We start from the raw sequence: 17,021 nt of genomic DNA on the forward strand, positions 1-17,021 counted from the left end.
CTACTATCCATGCGCGCCTCCCAGGAGACGGGCGCTATGGCGGTGGATACGCAACCAGACCGTCGTTCCCGGTGGCCTTGTCCTGTCCAGTTCCGGACTGTTGGCGAGCCGCGCCGTGAACAGAGCGCCATCGTTCAGGCGAAGTTGCAGGCGGGTATCGGTACCGACGAAAATCTCGTTCTCTATGACCGCCGGAATGGCATCGGGCGCGATCTGGTCGAGCACGTCGACATGTTCGGGGCGGATCAGAACCTGCACCGAGCTGTCGGGCGTGCCGGAGCCGCCATAGGCCGTGATCGTGGCGCCGGCAACCTCCACGCGAAATGCGTCCGCGTCGGCGGCGCCCGCGATGCGCCCAGCGAGAATATTGGATTCACCGATGAAATCGGCCACGAAGCGATCGACCGGCGCATTGTAGATTTCCTTCGGACTGCCGACCTGCAGCACCCTGCCCTTGCTCATCACGGCGATGCGATCCGACATTGCCAGTGCCTCCTCCTGGTCGTGCGTCACGAAGATGAAGGTGATGCCGGTTTCGGTCTGCAGCCGCTTGAGTTCGACTTGCATTTCCTTCCTCAGCTTGTAGTCCAGCGCGGAGAGCGGTTCATCGAGCAGAAGCACCTGCGGCTGCGGGGCAAGCGCGCGCGCCAGAGCGACACGCTGCTGCTGGCCGCCGGAAATAGCACTTGTCTTGCGGTCGGCGAGCGCCTCCATGCGCACGAGCCTGAGCATTTGTGACACGCGCTGCGCGATGCGAGATTTCTGCCAGCTGAGCATCCTCAGGCCAAAACCGATGTTCTCGGCGACCGACATGTGAGTAAAGAGCGCGTAGTTCTGAAAGACCGTGTTGATCGGCCGATTGAAGGGCGGCAACGGCGCTATGTCCTTGCCGTGCAACAGGATCTGGCCTTCGGTGGGAAAGCTGAAACCGGCAATCAGCCGAAGCAGCGTCGTCTTTCCGCAGCCGGACGGCCCAAGCAGCGTGAAGAATTCGTTTTCGGCAATGTCGACCGAGACATCTTCCAGCGCCAGAAAGGCGGCAGCACCGGCGCCATAGCTTTTTTGCAAACCGATAGCCTGGACGGCGAGGTTGCGGTCCGCGCTTCGTTTTTGCGCTGTTTGCTGGGACGCAATCATGGGCATGCCTCGAACGTCACACGGCCACCGCACACGGTGAGCACCGGCGCAAGCGTGTTTATTTCAGCGGACGGCAGGCTCTCGATGTCGCCGGAAAGCAGGACGAAATCGGCCAGATAGCCCGGCTTGAGTCTGCCCTTGCGGTCTTCCGCATGTTCGGCATAGGCGCCCTCGACCGTGTAGGCGGCAATCGCCTCATGCAACGAGAAGCTCTGGTCCGGCAAGTCCGGCGCCCAAGGGGTGCGATTGACGGCGGCGTGGATGCCGGCCAGCACATCGATCCGGGCCACCGGCCAGTCGGATGCGAAGACGACGTGGGCGCCCGTCTGCTTCAAGGTCCGCCAGGCATAGGCGAGCGCCCAGCGATCGGGCCCGATCCGGGTTCGGCCCGGTTCAGGCGAGAAGTCCATCAGCCCGGGAGGATGAGGCGGCTGCATGGATGCGATTACACCGAGTTCCGCAAAGCGGGGAATATCGCCGGCCAGGACGACTTCGACATGTTCCACGCGGTGGCGAGCGTCGCGCGGGCCATTTGCCTTGAGCGCAGCCTGATAGCCATTCAACACGCCATTGACCGCTCCGTCGCCGATGGAATGAACGGCAATCTGCAGGCCGCGACGGTCCGCCTCGACGGCCATTTCGCTGAACTGTTCCTGGGCAAAGAGCGGTTCGCCCGTGAAGCCGGGCCGGTCGGCATAGCCGCCGGCGAGAAAGGCAGTGTAGCCCTCGATCACGCCATCATAGAAGGCCTTGACCAGACCGGAATTCAGCCAGTCTCCCTTGTAGGTCTCGTGCATGCGGGATGCTTTTTCCAGCATGTCCACGGTCATGAAGTTCTTGAAGTGGAACGGTACTTTCACACGGCAGATCAGATCGCCCTGTTCCTCGATCTCCTTGAGCAGTTCCAGCGTGTAGAGATTTCCGTCCATGTTGTGGATGGAGGTGATGCCATGCCTTGCGCACCAGGCGAGGCCCGCATTGATCAAAGCGCGGTCGAGCGCCCGTTCTTCGGGCGTGGGCGGCACCAGCGGCTCTCCGCCCGTTGAAAGACCCAGATTGGAGCGGTCCGTGCCGGCATAGACGTTGACAGGCCCGAATGCCTCGACTTCCCGGAGTTCTCCCGTCGCCAGGCCATCAGCGCCTATGACGATCTCGTTGCCCGGGCCGAGCACCTTGCCGTTGAGAAGACCCACTTCCTTGAGCAGGAACGTGTTCACCCACATGGTGTGGTGGTCGAAGGCCACGAATGCCAACGGCCGGTCGCTGATGATGCCGTCAAGGTAGTGCCGATCAATCGGCCTGCCGTCGAACATGTCATAGTCGACGCTTTGACAGTAAAGCACCTTGGCGCCAGGGTTGGCGGCGGCATAGTCAAGCACCAGACGTCTAACCTCGTTGTCACCTTTTATGCCTGACAGTGACAGGTCGTTGAGAATGGCGCCGCCGCCGAAGACGTGCATGTGCGCCTCGATAAAGCCTGGGAGGAGACTGCGGCCGCCGCCATCCACCCTTTGCGTCTTTGCCCCTGCGAGCGCTTCGATTTCCGCTTCATCAGCGACGGCCAGTATCCGCCCGCCGGCAATAGCGAGCGCGGAGGCCGTGGGCCTGTCCGGATCCATGGTCAGAATCCTGGCGTTGGTGACGATCATGTCTGCTTGCATTCGATACCCCTCGACGTCGTTCCGGCAAATCCCACATCTCTGCAGGCAATTTACGGATACTTTTTTGTATACATAATGCCCTTGCGAATTAACGTGTCAACCGGTATCTATGGGATGCGTCCTTCCACCCAGATCATTCGGAGTTCAGATGAATGAAATTGCCCGCGGCCAGCTGCGGCAGACGACCTATGAAGCGATCAAGGCGATGATCGTAACCGGTCAGCTGACGCCGGGCCGGCGGCTGACAGAGCTCGAGCTGGTGGAGCAGTTGCAGGTGAGCCGGACACCGGTACGCGAGGCGTTGAACCGTCTTCAGCGTGACGGTCTCGTCATTGAGAGGCCACGCACGGGTTTCGCCGTCGTTTCGTTTGATGAAACGATGCTGCGCAACGTGTTTGATATTCGCGCCGAGCTGGAGGACTATGCAACCCGGTTGACGATATCGCGCATCACCGCCGAGGAAATCGACCGTCTGCGCAGCCTGGTGGCCGAGTGCGAAAACCTTGCGCAAACCGATCCGTCACCACGCGGCCGCCTGGAAGAGATGCAGATAGGCATGGAGATCCATAGGTCTATTGCACAGTTCAGTGGCAACCCGATGCTTGCCGAGATGCTCAACGGATTGTTGGAAAAATGCCAGGTCTATGTTTGGATGGAGCTGACGCATTTGAATGACTGGAATGAGGCACGTGATGAACACCACGCAATCGTTGAGGCGATTGCGGCTGGTGATACGAAAACAGCCTGTCGAGAAACGCGTCGCCACATCCAGCAATCCCGAGACGGAATTCTGAGCCTCATGCACAGACAGCGAGATCTTCAGGTTCTCTACAAATCCAGACATGACGAGAACCAGCTGTAATCTGCAAAGCGGACTTGAACAATCGAGCAGCGAATTCTCATCCGCCGCTGCGAAAACATCTGATGCAGGGTTTCCGATCGGCCGGCGGATTGCAACGTTTCACATCAGTCTTCTGCGCCGTCCGAAATCTCTTCGTCGCACCGCATTCGCAAACGCTCCGCTCTCGCCAATCAGTGTCCGTGCCATCGCCCATTGGAAAGCCGCGACAGCTGCCATTGCCTGATTTCAGACAGCAACGCGACAGGTCGGGTCGCCGCTCGACAACGTGACAACTCCATTCAATCTGATGGCGCTGCTGCTGAAATCTGCTACCCTGCATCGCCGCAGAAACAAAGGCTGCCCTGCACATGGAACGAAGACTTAGTGCAATACTTGCAGCCGACGTTGTCGGTTACAGCCGCCTCATGGGTCTCGACGAGGGCGGCACACTTTCGGCGCTCAAGACGCATCGGCGCGAGCTGGTCGACGGCAAGATCGCCGAGCACCAGGGCAGGATCGTGAAACTCACCGGCGACGGCATGCTGGTCGAGTTTCAGAGCGTGGTGAATGCGGTTGCCTGCGCGACCGACATCCAGCTTAGGATGCGCGAGCGCAACGCCGACGTGCAAGAGGAGCGGCGTATCGAATTTCGCATCGGCGTCAATCTTGGCGACATTATCTTCGACGAGAACGACATATATGGCGACGGCGTCAACGTCGCGGCGCGGATCGAAAGCATTGCCCGGCCAGGAGGCGTCGCTATCTCCGGCACCGTTCACGACCATATCGGCAAGAATCTTGACCTCGACTTCGAAGACATGGGGGAGCAGGCACTCAAGAACATCGACCGGCCCGTCAGGGTCTACMACGTTGCACTTGCCGCGGCCCCGCCCCGCATCGAGAATAGCGCCGCGCCCGCGTCGTCGGAGAGGCGAGAGAAGGACAAACCTTCAATCGCCGTCCTGCCGTTCACAAATATGAGCGGCGACCCCGAGCAGGAGTATTTTTCCGACGGAATTACCGAAGACATCATCACCGACCTGTCGAAAATCTCTGGCCTCCACGTCCTCGCCCGCAACACGGTGTTCACCTACAAAGGCAAGTCCATGAAGGTGCAGCAAGTGGCGCAGGAACTCGGCGTCAAATTCGTGCTCGAGGGGAGTGTTCGCAAAGCCGGCCAGCGCGTCCGCATAACGGGACAGCTTATCGACGGGGCGGATGGCGGCCACGTCTGGGCCGACAGATATGACCGCGAACTCACCGATATATTCGCCATTCAGGACGAGATTACCCACACAATCGTCGAGCAGCTCAAGGTCAAGCTGCTGCCGGCCGAAGCGAAGGCGATCAACGCGGCTCCCACTGAGAACGTCGAGGCCTACACGTACTATCTGAGGGGGAGAGAATTTTTCCACCGGACGTCCAAGACTTACTATGCGCTGGCGAAGCGGATGTTCGGCAAGGCAATCGAGCTCGACCCTCTTTATGCGCGCGCGTATGCCGGCATCGCGGACTGCGACTCCTTTCTATTCCTCAACTACGACGAGAAGGTCTCGCTCGAAGCCATCCTTGCCAACAGCGGCAAGGCGCTCGACATCGAAAGTGGGTTGGCCGAAGCACATGCGTCGCGTGGTCTGGCTCTCTCGGTAGGCCAAAGATATGAAGAGGCCGAAAAGGAGTTCGAACAGGCCATCGCAATCGATCCCAACCTATTCGAGGCGCATTATTTCTATGCGCGCGCCTGTTATGTCCAAGGGAAGCTCGATCAGACAGCCGATCTTTTCGAGCGCGCGGCCGAAATCAAGCCCGATGACTACCAGTCCGTCGTCCTGCTTATGCAAGTTTGTCATTCTCTCGGGCGGCAGGAAAAGAAGAGGGAAGCGGCACGCAGAGGCGTTGAACGGGCCGAGCGGGAATTGGCGAAGTATCCTGAGAACCCCCGGCCGGCCTATCTCGGTGCCAACGCCCTCGCCTTCCTTGGAGAAGTCGAGCGTGCGAAGGAATGGTCCGCACGAGCGCTGGCAATCGATCCGGACGATATCCTAACGCAGTACAATAGCGCCTGCCTTTGCTGTTATTTCGGCGAGCTGGATCGTGCGCTGGATTTGCTGGAACGGCTGCTGCCTCATGCCAATCACGAGACCAAAGCGTGGGTGAAGCAGGATTCTGACTTTGCGCCACTGTACGAGCATCCGCGCTGGCAGCGCGTATTGGAGCTGGCAGCTTAGCCATTGAGCCTTGCCGATCAGCGGACCTGCGCTTGCGGCACAACGGTGCCTCTCAGGCGACAGGATGAATAGCTGCTAATCACGGCATTTGCGACGTTTGTGCGGGTCGCTCGTTTCTGATCGACACCCTCAAAAGTAAGTGCGATGAGCTGACTGCAACGTGTTCCCAGAATTGCAATGCAAGCAACGGCTCCCCGCCATCGTCGATCTCCCGCCAACCCTCCTGCTCTACGCATTGGTCAATGATGAGCAGCCATCTGCTCAGTGGGGTCACCAGCGACATGGCTGGCCGCTTGAGCACTGATTAGCACTATTGCGCTGGATGAACTGTCCGCCTAGAGCCGCCAGTACCAGCCACTGGGATCGCGGATGGCGTTTGGCAACCCATGTGGTTTCATAGGGCAATTCCTGCCCAAGCTAGTTCTTGACCTCAATCACCAGAGGATATCCCTCGTCCTCCCACTCTGAAAATCCGCCGGAAAAAAGGAAGACGTGCGTGTAACCCCAGGCAACCGCCTTGGCCGAAGCATAGGCGGAATAGTGGCAATGCTTGCCGTGGCAATAGAAGGCGACCTCGTCGTCCTTGCCCGCCACCTTGGCGAGGCTTTCCTTCGAAAGGCCGGTGACCAGCGATAAATTGATGGCCTTGGGGATATGGCCGTTTTCGTAGCCAAGCGGGGCTCGCACATCGATGAAGGGTACGCCGCGGGCGAGCAGCGCCTTTGCTTCTGCTACATTGACTTTTATGGTGCCGTCGACACTGAGTTCGCCGTTCGTTGTCGTCATAAACTTGAGATAATCGTCAAGGGCGAGGTCGGTACCGGCCCCCTCGGGCACTCCAGCCTTCCGTAGACCGTCCTGCAGGCGCGTTATGTAAGGTCTATGGTAGCTGAACGCACTACCGTACCAATCAAACACACTTTCCTGGATCGTGAGCGGATCGCATTGGGAAGACGCCGCCAACTTATTGTACGCATGGACAAGAGCCTGAGCGCCCTCAGTGCGTCCGAGGTGCCCGTAGCTCGATATCAACGTCGTGTAATCCGCAAGAACATCCGACTTTTTTGCCATCACACGTTCAAAGTTGCCGGCAGCTTCCTCGTACTTTCCCTGAGAGAAGAGGGAGATTGCCAGCATGCGCAGTGTTGCAGGCGAGAAACGGGGATCGAATCGCATCGCCCGGCGGACCTCCTGTTCAGCCTCTGCCGCTTGTCCCGTCGCGTTGAGAATCCGCGCCATGCCGACATGGTTGTCGGGATCATTCGGCGCAAGCTTCATCGCCCGGCCGATGGCAGAGAACGCCTCGTCATAGCGCCCCTGCTGCGCGAGCAGTTGCGCCGTTATCGCATAGGCAAGCGGCGTCGGCCTCTCCATTGCCTTTGCAAGATTTCGGTTCAGGTTCTGGGAAGCGTTCACCCTGCCATACCAGCTTGAGACGGTAATCCTCCAATTTGCCGCCGMCAGCGATGCATAGGCGCGACTATAGTTTGGATCGAGGACTATAGCCTTCTGGAAAAAGGCGGCAGCCGTTGCCGTTTCCGCCTCGGTGTCCCGGCGAAGGTGATCCCATCCCTGCAACAGCAGATCATAGGCTTGCGGATTGGCTGTCTCCAGCGCAACTGCGGCGTTCTGTTCCGCACTTGTCAGCTTCACGGCGAGCGTCGACACGATCTGTCCTATCACCCTGTCCTGCAGCCCGAACACGCCGCTCATTTCACCATCATAGCGCTCAGCCCAGAGGTGATGTCCTTCGATCGCGTCGATTAACTGGGCATTGACTCGAACATGGTTTCCTTCTCGACGCACGCTGCCCTCGAGGATGTAGTGGACGCCCAGTTCCTCGGCCACCTGCCGCGCCGTAGTGGGCTTGCCCTTGTAAGTGAAGGTCGAATTGCGCGCGATCACGAAAATGCCGGACAGTTTTGAAAGTTCAGTGATCAGGTCGTCGGTCATCCCGTCGGCGAAATAACCCTGCTCGACATCGGAACTGAGATTGTCGAACGGCAGGACGGCGATCGACGGCTTTTCTGGCAGCGGGAAAACCGTCCGCGCGACGGACGCCGTGTCAGCGCTCGTGTTCCTCTGGGCCAGCCATATTGCGGGAACGCCTATCAAGAGAAGGAGTGCTAAAGCGGCTGGAATTCCCCAATTGCGAAGGCTCCTAACGTTGAACCGCCGATACTGCGTATTCCCCTCGAACCTCACCCGATAGACACGCACCGCCCGCTCTATATTCTTCACATGTTGCTCGCCGATGAATTCCAATGGCAATTCGAGCTTGCCTTGCAAGTGATCGAAAGTGGTGCCGGACACGAAAAGTCCTCCCGGCTCACATATCTGCTCAAGGCGGGCGGCAACGTTGACACCGTCGCCAAGCAAATCTTCGCCGTCCACGACGACATCGCCGAGATTGATACCCATGCGGAAAAGAAGCCGAAGTTCGGGGGCAACATCTACCTGGCGCGCAGTGACCTCTCGTTGTGACGCGACTGCGAAAGTCACGGCATCGACGACGGAGCTAAATTCCACGATCTCGCCGTCGCCCATGAGTTTCACGATGCGTCCGTGATAATCTTCTAGTAGCGGATCGAAGATTTCGGAACGCAACGCTTTCATTGCTGCCAGGGTCCGGGCCTCGTCGGCTTCCATGAGACGCGAGTAACCAACAATGTCGACGGCAAGAATTGCGACCAGCCGCCGTTCGGCGTGAACTCCTCCCATGGCCGCCTCTCCCAAAGGTGTAGAAGGCCTCACTTTTGCGTTGGTTCAGGGCGGGAAATTTCCCAGTCTCCTACCCTCCGCAAGCTACTCTTGTTTCCTCGCTCGTGCCAGATTTATCGCCTGGCTTGGGGCCTGGCCGGAATGGCCGCTTGGGAGCCGACTGCGGACGACGATGTTATCTCGTCCTGCCAAGGGAAAAGCTCGAAAAGCGCTTGACCTTGACACGCCGATCAGAGAGGCGCCGTCGCGAACGGAAATCAGGACCGCCTGCCCCGGAAGTTGCGTTCCCCATCCCGGACTAACGAACACGCACAGGTTCTGTCGCTACCTGCCTTGTTGGTCTGACCAGAGAGGGCAATATCGATGACATCGTCACGCGACGCTGTCGGATCCTCCATGTTCCGTGCAACCCCCATGCCGATCCTGAAATCCACCCCCCCCTCACTTTTCGAAGCTCGAAATTGCGGTTGGCGAAATCGGAAGGGCTTCTCGCCTGGAGCCTTCCTGGTAATCGTGGCGACCTGTTCGTCTCCCAAACCCTACTGCGGGACTATGTCCGGTGGCAGGCCATCAAGTTCCGCGCCATTTCCATGGCGTATAAGCAAGCGCAAACGAATCTGAACGGCACAGAAAACTCGAGAGCAGACAGCCATGCAACCCAGCAGCTAGTTGCTGGTTGAAGTACGTTGTCCAATCAAAAAGCCACTTATCTGGGGGTGAGTTCCCGATAGGAAGAAGCCCTGGCCTCGATGCCGGCGGCCCCGAACGTCTCTAGCATCGCGCCCGCGCGGTAAGGCCTAGCCAGGTAGGTGCGTAGGCGGTACGGAGGCCCAAGCGCTTGCGGGCACGAAGCGGATCCATGGCCGTAAGGTTATCGACCGTGCGGTTTAGACGCGCTATCTTGCTATCGCCGCACCGCCTGGCGCCATCTTATAACGACCGATAACCTTGGCTTATCGATCTTTGGTGCTCTGGTGTGAGAATGGCCGTCACGCAACCCCGGAAACGTCTCTCCAGACTGCCGCACTCTGCTACAGCAGTGGTTCCGATATCGTAAACAGTGGCCTCGTACGCACCGAGGGAGCCTGGGGGATCGCGGGGCGCAGCTACGATAATGCCGATCTCGTAGAAGCCATCACCGCCTCCGCTGCCTAACCCCATCGGACAAGTATCCAGGAATGCCGGGCTAATCAGCCCGGCAATCGACCGGAGTCTATGCAATGCAGCTAGCCAACTATCTTTTCTTCGCCACGCAGTGCGAAGCTGCGCTTACATTCTACACGGAATGTGGCCTTGGTCAGGTAACAACGCTCATGCGCCACGGAGATCACGGCATACCAATCACCAGCGAAGCGATGAAAGGCAAGGTGATGCATGCCCGTTTCGAGGGGCCGGGAGTTCTGTTCTTCGCCTCGGACAATCACGATGCTGAACCGATGCGAGGCTCGTCCCACATTCTCATCATGGGCAATCGCGACAGCACCGACAGATTATTTACGAAGCTCCCTGTCGGCGGCAAGGTAACGACGCCCCTCGCGATGCAGCCGTGGGGGAGCTACTATGGCAAGCTCACCGATCGGTACGGGGTTCAATGGATGCTGGACTGCAAAGTCTAGATGCGTCGCCAACTCGGTCTCGATGCCGACAGTCGGCCGTCAAACCGCAGGAGCGCGGCATCGCTGAAATGATGATCGATGTCTATAATTTCTGGCCTCTTCCGCTCGACCACACAACGATGTTTCGTTGGCACAGCATGTTGATGAACGGAAGACGTGCGAAACTCCTGAGGTCGCTATTCGTGGCGCGGTCATTGCCCACTAATCCATTTCGTCAGGAGAACGCCCGCTCCCGACCCCACTCACTTCCATTCATGGGACTTTGCTGTGTAGTAAGGTCGTTGCGTTACGAATGCCCCCTGCTCATCCGTCATTGAAGTGAATTCCAATGCATCGGTTTCGTCATTGAATCCAACAAAGACCATCAGCATGGAGCGGGCGATTGCCTGACCTTTTTTGCGATAGGAAAAATTGACGGCGCAGTGCGGGTATTGCGCATCCACCGATCGGGTCTGTGCCCCCTCACCGGCTGCCACCTGGTCGGCCAATGCCGCAAATTGGCCAAGCGCGAAAAACCGGTCGATGGCTGAAAACGCGGCCGCCTGTGAAATCTGTTGGCTCTGGCCAGTCGCTGCGGAGCGACCATAATACAAACTGTCCGTCTGGCCTTTGCGTCGCTTTGTCTCGTAGACGACGAGGCTGCCGGCTGCGACCAGTTCCAGTCGCACATCGAATGTTTGGAACCGCTCGGACCTCCGATCCAGTTCGGCAAAAAGTGCCCTCAGGTCGCCGATGTAGTCGGCGTAACGTGCAACGTTCATGGAATTTCTGTCCAGTATAGTTGGTGGCAATCGCGGCTTTTAACACCGGAGCATTGACGGGAACACTGCCTTTAGCCTCAATCGTGCCTTGATGGCTACCACACGGCCTACGGCGCTGCATTTTCGCAGGTCGCCGGTACATTCTATCTCAAGTCGGTGGATTGACCGGCTCTGAGACACGGTATTCCTCGAGAGCCGCCTGAGGTGCTCTGGAGAGACAGGCGATGCTAGTCTGACGCTGGCTGTTACGTTGTCTCGGCGTTAGCCGATTGTGTATGGGAAACGAGAGTTCATGGCCTTAGGAAGCATTCTTTATAGCTGTGAATTGGTCATTCGTAGTGAGCCGTACGTTTCGAAAAGGCGCAAAGTCTTAAGGATTAGGCGCGAAAATGCAGAATGTGGAAAAATGCAATGCATTGAGGCAAAATGGATCGCCTACACAACGATCAGAGACTTGGTTTTAGAGGCTTTCGCCTCCTCGGCTGGGCGTCCTGGGTGAGCAACCTGATCTTTTCCCGCCATTACGCTGAGACAATTGCGCGTCTTCGGTCCGAACTCGCTCAGAAAGAAGCCGTCATCCAGGAGCAGACCTCCGCACTGCTGCACAGTCGGAAAATCTTCGACCGCTCCTCAGCTGCGGCTAGGTTGGGAGTGTGGCAGTGCCGCCTGCCCGACAACACGTTGGAATGGACTGACGTTGTCTACGATATGTTTGATCTCCCACGCGGATCAGATCTCGACCGCAACGAGATTGTCAAATGCTACTCAGAGGCGTCATCAAGAGAACTCAATACGCTGCGGAGCAAGGCGATTGCTGAGCGTAGTGGTTTTACGATGGACGCCGAAATCATAACGGCCATGGGCAATCGCCGGTGGATCCGCATCACCGCAACGGTCGAATGCGAAGAGAACATGCCGGTTCGCATTTTTGGCATCAAGCAGGACATCACAGACGAAAAAATCATGAAGGACCGGACGCAGTATCTCGCCGCCTTCGATGTTATGACCGGCTTGGCAAACTGGGCGCAATTTCAATCAAGGCTTGGGGAATTCTGTAGCGACTACGGTCGTGGGATAGCACCGACAGCCCTGATTTTGGTCGATCTGGATGGCTTCAAGACCCTCAACGATACCTTCGGCCACTCCGCTGGAGATGATTGCCTGAGGGAAACTGCCCGTCATCTTGAACGCGTTTGTGCACAGGCAGCACTGATTGCACGCATCGGCGGCGATGAATTCGCAATTTTGGTCAGCGAGAACCGAGATTCGGTGTCGAATATCGCCCGCAAGATTGTCGGAGCGTTGTACAGACCTGTTCATCTTGAAGGGCGCCACGTCCAGATTGGGGCATCTGTTGGAATAGCCTTCATGGATGGCTCGACACCTTCAGATCTTTTTAAGAAGGCCGACGTCGCGCTTTACGCCGCCAAGGCGGCGGGGAGGAATACGTTCAAAATATCCGAAGAGGCTGGCGGTAGCTTTGTTCGTCGGGCGGCCGACGTGGCGTAGAGGCAAGCGCGAGAGTTTCGGCGCGCCCGACACGCCGGTGGGTCACCCAGGCATGCGGGGACACGCCGTAGCTTGCCCGGAAACTGCGCTGAAAATGAAACGCTGAGCTGCGCAGTCGCCGCCAGTTCCGGCAGGCGTATTGTCTCACCGAGATGGTCCTCGATGGACTCCAGACTCCGGCGCCGCACATATAAGCCTCGCGGACGCAGAACCACAACACGAATAGGCCCGTGCGCTAACTTCGTATGGTGAACGAAAGGTAAAAGGGGCGAGGGACGGGTGGCGCTGCGGACGCTGGTGAAGACAGCAAATTCGCCTCCCTTGTCCAACCCGGACCCTGGAAATTGCTCTCACGAATTTAATAGGAGCGAGCCATTTCATTTAGCAAATCGAAATTCAATACGGTATTGCCATACCCTGGACGACGAGCATTATGTGTATRCTCCAGCTGGAGCTGAGGACTGACGGATGAAACCCATGACGGATTTCCTCATTGAGGGCCCGACCGATGCACGCTTTACGATTCTGCTCGCGCATGGTGCCGGCGCTCCGATGGACTCTAACTCCATGACAGCAGCCACAGCCGCGCTCGTTGCCATCGGGTTTCGCGTCGCCCGTTTCGAATTCGACTATATGGCGGCGCGCAGAACCTCCGCGTCGAGGAAACCGCCACCAAAGGCCGAAAAGCTGATCCCCGAGTATCGGTCGGCAATCGAGGCGCTTGAAGTGCACGGTCCACTCATCATCGGCGGCAAGTCGATGGGCGGCCGTGTGGCCAGTATGATCGCCGACGAACTTCACGCGTCGGGGAAAATCGCCGGATTGCTCTGCCTCGGCTACCCATTCCATCCTCCCGGCAAGCCTACGAGCCTTCGAACACAGCACCTTAAAACAATTCAGACACCTACCCTGATCTGCCAGGGTACCCGGGACGAGTTTGGAAGCGGCGCTGAGGTGGCGAACTACGGTTTATCCGATCAGATCGACATCCTTTGGCTTGAAGACGGTGACCATGATCTTAAGCCGCGCAAAACCGTTTCGGGGTTCACTGCATCAGATCATCTCACCTCGATGGCAACGGCGGTGAAGCTCTGGACCGAGGTACTCGATACCTGAGCGGATCTCTCCGCCCTACCCGCAGACCGCAAGCATGCAGTGGATCCCGGGACATGATCTCGCTAACCCGCTTGTCTTTCAGCGCTGCCATTGGCTCGAACCAGCGCCATCAGCATCGGACCGAGCGAGAACTCATCCTTTTCGGCTCGCCGCGTCAGATCCCGCAAATACCCCCCGGCCGAATTGATGTGCCCTCCTCGCTCGAGGATGCAAGCGATCGCCGCGGCCGCCATTTCAGGCCCCATGATGTCGCAGGCATCCTGATACGCGGACGGGCTTACTCCGAGCATCGATCGAACGGTAACCGCCGCCGACATCAACTCCCGCCAACTGCCGATCGTCCCGTTTGTCGCATACATGGCCACCTCCGGGCAGGCCCGCAGCACCAGACCGAGTGGAAACGCCTTGATCGGCTCTCTCGTCTGCCTGATGGCTTGGCTCGATTTTCCGCCCTGCTCTTCTCGAGAGCCTGGTTCAGATTCACGGATGGAATCGGTATTTGAATTCTGTATGTGCTGACGCTCCTCGTCGGCATTGCTAGCGGGATTCTCCGAAACTATTTGGTTTTCCAACATGTTGAGCGTTTCCTCGAGAAGCATGGACAACTCGTCGAGAATGCCGTCCAGCATTTCGCGTGTCCGGGCCTTCGAGATCTGTGAGACCACACCAACGTAATGGGCTTCGATCTTCCCCCAATCCCCCGATGCGCCCTCTTCCATTGCTGCTGTCAGTATCTTGCGGATATCGCGCCGGCACAGTGAAATCCTCTCCTTGACGATCTTCAACTGCTTGCGCTCAAGAGCCACCTGCTGCGCCAGGCGCGCCAATTCGTCGGACCGCACGAGAAGTGGCGCCAGGCTGAACCCGAAGGCCTCTTCGACCTCGCCTGTGCGGTCCTTGCGTGCATACCTCTTGCCATTGGGGCTATCCTTGCGATGGATCATCCCGGCATTCACCAGTATCGCCAGGTTTTCGCGCAGCGTCGTTCCGGCGATGCCATTGGCCCGTGTCGCCAGCTGTGCGTTCGATGGGAATACGACAAGCTTGCTGCTGTCAGAAAGATTGGTTTCAGGGTAGAATGAGAGCAGGGCATTCAGCACTGACAGGGCACGATCGCGCAGGCCCAAAAGCGATCGGGCGTCGCACACGTCTCGATAGATTTTCCACTTGTCGACCGTTTTGCCTGGTTTGATCTCAGCCGTTTCAATCTGGCCTTTTATCAAGGCAAGCGTCATTGGCCGCCGCCCAAAGGGCGTCGTCACATTTCCAACCTGCATTTCCTTCACCTTTGTTTCGGCAAAAGAAGTCCGATCACCCAAAACGGCGTCAAAGACTCTTGACTATGATTCGTGGAAATGTGATTCTCGTTCTTGCTACAGATACGGGAAAGGCTTCCACGACGGGAACGTTTGGGGGCCTTTTTCTTTTGCGGTTTAGTCTCCTCGTTGCTTCTCGTTTTCCCTGTACTCCTCAAAAAGGCGCTCCAGGTTCACCGAAAGAAACTGTCCGAACTTGCCGGCTTCCTTCGCTCTCAACGAAAGCGAAAAACTTCTCCCGGAATTCTTGTATTCTGCCACGACCGATCCGTCGTCCGGCGTCCAAGTGTTCGCCTGCGAGAGGCGCTTTGGAGCCTTTTTGACCTTCTTGAGCTCAGCTAGAATATGCTCAAAACGATCGTCGGAACTTGACTGTTTGAACTGTTCCTCGGCGACGAGGGCATCAACCTTTGCCCTGTTCTCCGGCCGCTCAATCAATTGCGCGAGTTCCAGCCAGCGATCGCGACCGACGTTCTTTGCGGCGCCAATCGCCGTTGATACTCTCGCCGGCACTCTGCCGGTGACAGACAGCATCCTCGTCAGCATGGGCGCATCAATCGAAAGTGCCAGCATTATCGTTGGGCGCTGATAACCCAGGTCGATGAGACGCTGGGAAAATACGGCGCGCTCAATGAACGAGAGGTTCTCACGGGCGGAATTCTCTTGTCCCTGGGCAATGACATGATCAACGTCCGCGACCTCTTTAACAACAGCGCGAACGGTTCGGCTGAGAAGTTTTGCCGCGCGGACGCGGCGATGCCCAAACACGACCTGGTAGCGCCCGTCCGTATCCGGGTGAGGGCGCAGCAGGACAGGCGAGTCTTGCCCGCGTTCACGAATGGCCTCGAGAAGTTGCGCAAACGCCAGCTCGTCGTCTTCCAATCGATCCGAGACGAATGAGCCATCGATCTCTTCCGGATCGATCTCTACAACGGCTTCTCCCTGCAGGATTTGCTCTGCCTTGGCCGCTTTTTCAGCGAGTTCGCCCAACGAACTTATCATCGAACGAGAAGCGCCACGGGTGGCATAGCCAGGCGTGGCTTTTCTCTCCGGCTTTGCGACGTCAGCGTTGGTTATATTGGCAAACACATCCTTACGCGCCATATCGTCTGCTCCAATATCCGCTTAAACCACTGCGGCGATTGACAAAAATGCTGATGTGTACGGCTGACAATTCACCCCGCATCTCACCGACCCCAAGCTTCGTTCATCAGCTCGATAACTTCTGCATTCACAAGATCCAGCGCTTCGCGGGCCCGGTCATAAGTGGCAGGGGTAAATTGCGAACGCTCGACCTCATAAAGCGACTGCTTGGTGAGACCCGCGTCCGAAATCGCCGTGGACTTCACCATGTGATTTCTCATCATCTGTTGAGCAAACATGGACTGCATGAATCCAACCATTTGCTGCTGCGGAATGTCCATCGGTTCGTATCGCGTGATCAAATAACGGAACCAATCCAGGCTGACTTTGACGCCGGCCGCCTCGATGCTCTTGAGAATATTGCCTAGCATCAAAAGAAATTGAGACATCGACATGATATCCAACATCTGCGGATGAACAGTGATGAGTACCGAGGTCGCTGCGGTCAGCGCGGTGAGGGTGAGATAGCCAAGCTGGGGAGGGCAGTCGACAACGACGACATCGTACCGGTCGTCCACCTCGGAAAGAGCGTCGCCTATCCGCGTGTAGAACAACTTTCCTGCCGTGGAGTCCTTGCTCTGCATCGCCAAGGGCGTCTCGTACTCGTATTCCTGCAGTTCGAGATTGGCCGGGACGACGTCGAGATTTGGGAAGTTTGTGGGCTGAATGATCTCCGTAATCGATCGTCGTGCCTCATCATACCTGAGGGTCTCATAGAAGGACGGCTTCTCATCCAACTCAGGTTGAATGCCGTACAACGCGGTCATCGAGGCCTGGGGGTCGAGATCGACAGCCAGCACCCTGTAACCGCGAAGGGCAAGGTATTGAGCAAGGTGAGCTGCGGTAGTGGTCTTTCCGGAGCCGCCCTTAAAGTTCACCACGGCAATCACCTGAAGCTTCTCAGTGCCGACACGGTGTGGAACGCGATCGAGAACCGATCGAAGCTCATTAATCTGGCTCGCAGTGTAGTAG

General features: G+C 57.6%; 12 protein-coding genes and 3 pseudogenes. 7 read left to right on the forward strand and 8 right to left on the reverse strand.

Going from position 1 to position 17,021, the window contains the following annotated elements; all coding sequences use genetic code 11:
- Positions 1 to 3: 3 nt before the first annotated feature.
- A complete protein-coding gene (locus tag AC1D17_RS24330; protein WP_477567861.1) occupies positions 4 to 1,137 on the reverse strand; it encodes an ABC transporter ATP-binding protein in 1,134 nt (377 codons plus the stop codon).
- Positions 1,134 to 2,798 (reverse strand): amidohydrolase, encoded by a 1,665-nt coding sequence (locus tag AC1D17_RS24335; RefSeq protein ID WP_477567862.1) that lies wholly within the window; start codon positions 2,796 to 2,798, stop codon positions 1,134 to 1,136. Before AC1D17_RS24335 ends, AC1D17_RS24330 begins: the two co-directional genes overlap by 4 nt.
- Before the next feature lie 148 nt (positions 2,799 to 2,946).
- On the opposite strand from AC1D17_RS24335, the gene AC1D17_RS24340 reads away from it, so the two are divergent.
- The 3 genes and pseudogenes from AC1D17_RS24340 (at position 2,947) to AC1D17_RS24350 (ending at position 5,867) form a co-directional block, all read left to right on the forward strand.
- Entirely contained in the window at positions 2,947 to 3,660 is a 714-nt protein-coding gene (locus AC1D17_RS24340) for a GntR family transcriptional regulator (protein WP_477567863.1), read from the forward strand.
- 14 nt (positions 3,661 to 3,674) lie between these two features.
- Positions 3,675 to 3,883: pseudogene (locus AC1D17_RS24345) on the forward strand (IS6 family transposase); the annotation flags it as partial.
- A gap of 124 nt (positions 3,884 to 4,007) precedes the next feature.
- Positions 4,008 to 5,867 carry a TPR end-of-group domain-containing protein gene (locus AC1D17_RS24350; protein ID WP_477567864.1) on the forward strand — a complete coding sequence of 620 codons (1,860 nt, stop codon included), beginning with the start codon at positions 4,008 to 4,010 and terminating at the stop codon, positions 5,865 to 5,867.
- A gap of 417 nt (positions 5,868 to 6,284) precedes the next feature.
- Here the strand turns inward: AC1D17_RS24350 and AC1D17_RS24355 are convergent, their stop codons facing one another.
- Both AC1D17_RS24355 and AC1D17_RS24360 read right to left on the reverse strand, forming a co-directional pair.
- Positions 6,285 to 8,588, reverse strand: coding sequence for a rhodanese-like domain-containing protein (locus tag AC1D17_RS24355; RefSeq protein WP_477567865.1), 2,304 nt, complete (start codon positions 8,586 to 8,588; stop codon positions 6,285 to 6,287).
- A 298-nt stretch (positions 8,589 to 8,886) separates the two neighbouring features.
- Positions 8,887 to 9,057: pseudogene (locus AC1D17_RS24360) on the reverse strand (LysR substrate-binding domain-containing protein); the annotation flags it as partial.
- A gap of 751 nt (positions 9,058 to 9,808) precedes the next feature.
- On the opposite strand from AC1D17_RS24360, the gene AC1D17_RS24365 reads away from it, so the two are divergent.
- Positions 9,809 to 10,204, forward strand: coding sequence for a VOC family protein (locus AC1D17_RS24365; RefSeq protein ID WP_477567866.1), 396 nt, complete (start codon positions 9,809 to 9,811; stop codon positions 10,202 to 10,204).
- A pseudogene (locus AC1D17_RS24370) lies at positions 10,205 to 10,362 on the forward strand (DUF4172 domain-containing protein); the annotation flags it as partial.
- Positions 10,363 to 10,446: 84 nt separating this feature from the next.
- Here AC1D17_RS24370 and AC1D17_RS24375 read toward each other — a convergent pair.
- Positions 10,447 to 10,965 carry a hypothetical protein gene (locus AC1D17_RS24375; protein ID WP_477567867.1) on the reverse strand — a complete coding sequence of 173 codons (519 nt, stop codon included), beginning with the start codon at positions 10,963 to 10,965 and terminating at the stop codon, positions 10,447 to 10,449.
- A gap of 495 nt (positions 10,966 to 11,460) precedes the next feature.
- Here AC1D17_RS24375 and AC1D17_RS24380 point away from each other — a divergent pair, with 495 nt between their 5' ends.
- Positions 11,461 to 12,474: a diguanylate cyclase domain-containing protein gene (locus AC1D17_RS24380; RefSeq protein WP_477567868.1), complete on the forward strand. Its 1,014-nt coding sequence runs from the start codon at positions 11,461 to 11,463 to the stop codon at positions 12,472 to 12,474.
- Between the two features lie 477 nt (positions 12,475 to 12,951).
- On the forward strand, positions 12,952 to 13,590 hold the full coding sequence (locus tag AC1D17_RS24385; protein WP_477567869.1) for an alpha/beta hydrolase family protein: 639 nt from the start codon (positions 12,952 to 12,954) through the stop codon (positions 13,588 to 13,590).
- Between the two features lie 62 nt (positions 13,591 to 13,652).
- Here AC1D17_RS24385 and repC read toward each other — a convergent pair whose 3' ends face one another.
- The 3 genes from repC to repA form a co-directional block, all read right to left on the reverse strand.
- Positions 13,653 to 14,867, reverse strand: coding sequence for a plasmid replication protein RepC (gene repC / locus AC1D17_RS24390; protein WP_477567870.1), 1,215 nt, complete (start codon positions 14,865 to 14,867; stop codon positions 13,653 to 13,655).
- A gap of 156 nt (positions 14,868 to 15,023) precedes the next feature.
- Positions 15,024 to 16,010, reverse strand: a complete 987-nt coding sequence (repB, locus tag AC1D17_RS24395; protein WP_477567871.1) for a plasmid partitioning protein RepB — start codon at positions 16,008 to 16,010, stop codon at positions 15,024 to 15,026.
- Positions 16,011 to 16,093: 83 nt separating this feature from the next.
- Positions 16,094 to 17,021, reverse strand: a 928-nt coding sequence (gene repA / locus AC1D17_RS24400; RefSeq protein ID WP_477567872.1) for a plasmid partitioning protein RepA, incomplete at its 5' end; no start/stop codon positions are given.

This window comes from Pararhizobium sp. P1_E7, assembly GCF_056405855.1.

Excerpts from the sequence above, each read along its gene's own strand:
- AC1D17_RS24340 (WP_477567863.1), top strand. The coding sequence starts at position 2,947 with ATGAATGAAATTGCCCGCGGCCAGCTGCGGCAGACGACCTATGAAGCG.
- AC1D17_RS24335 (WP_477567862.1), bottom strand. The coding sequence starts at position 2,798 with ATGCAAGCAGACATGATCGTCACCAACGCCAGGATTCTGACCATGGAT.
- repC (WP_477567870.1), bottom strand. The coding sequence starts at position 14,867 with ATGCAGGTTGGAAATGTGACGACGCCCTTTGGGCGGCGGCCAATGACG.
- repB (WP_477567871.1), bottom strand. The coding sequence starts at position 16,010 with ATGGCGCGTAAGGATGTGTTTGCCAATATAACCAACGCTGACGTCGCA.
- AC1D17_RS24375 (WP_477567867.1), bottom strand. The coding sequence starts at position 10,965 with ATGAACGTTGCACGTTACGCCGACTACATCGGCGACCTGAGGGCACTT.
- AC1D17_RS24365 (WP_477567866.1), top strand. The coding sequence starts at position 9,809 with ATGCAGCTAGCCAACTATCTTTTCTTCGCCACGCAGTGCGAAGCTGCG.
- AC1D17_RS24385 (WP_477567869.1), top strand. The coding sequence starts at position 12,952 with ATGACGGATTTCCTCATTGAGGGCCCGACCGATGCACGCTTTACGATT.
- AC1D17_RS24330 (WP_477567861.1), bottom strand. The coding sequence starts at position 1,137 with ATGATTGCGTCCCAGCAAACAGCGCAAAAACGAAGCGCGGACCGCAAC.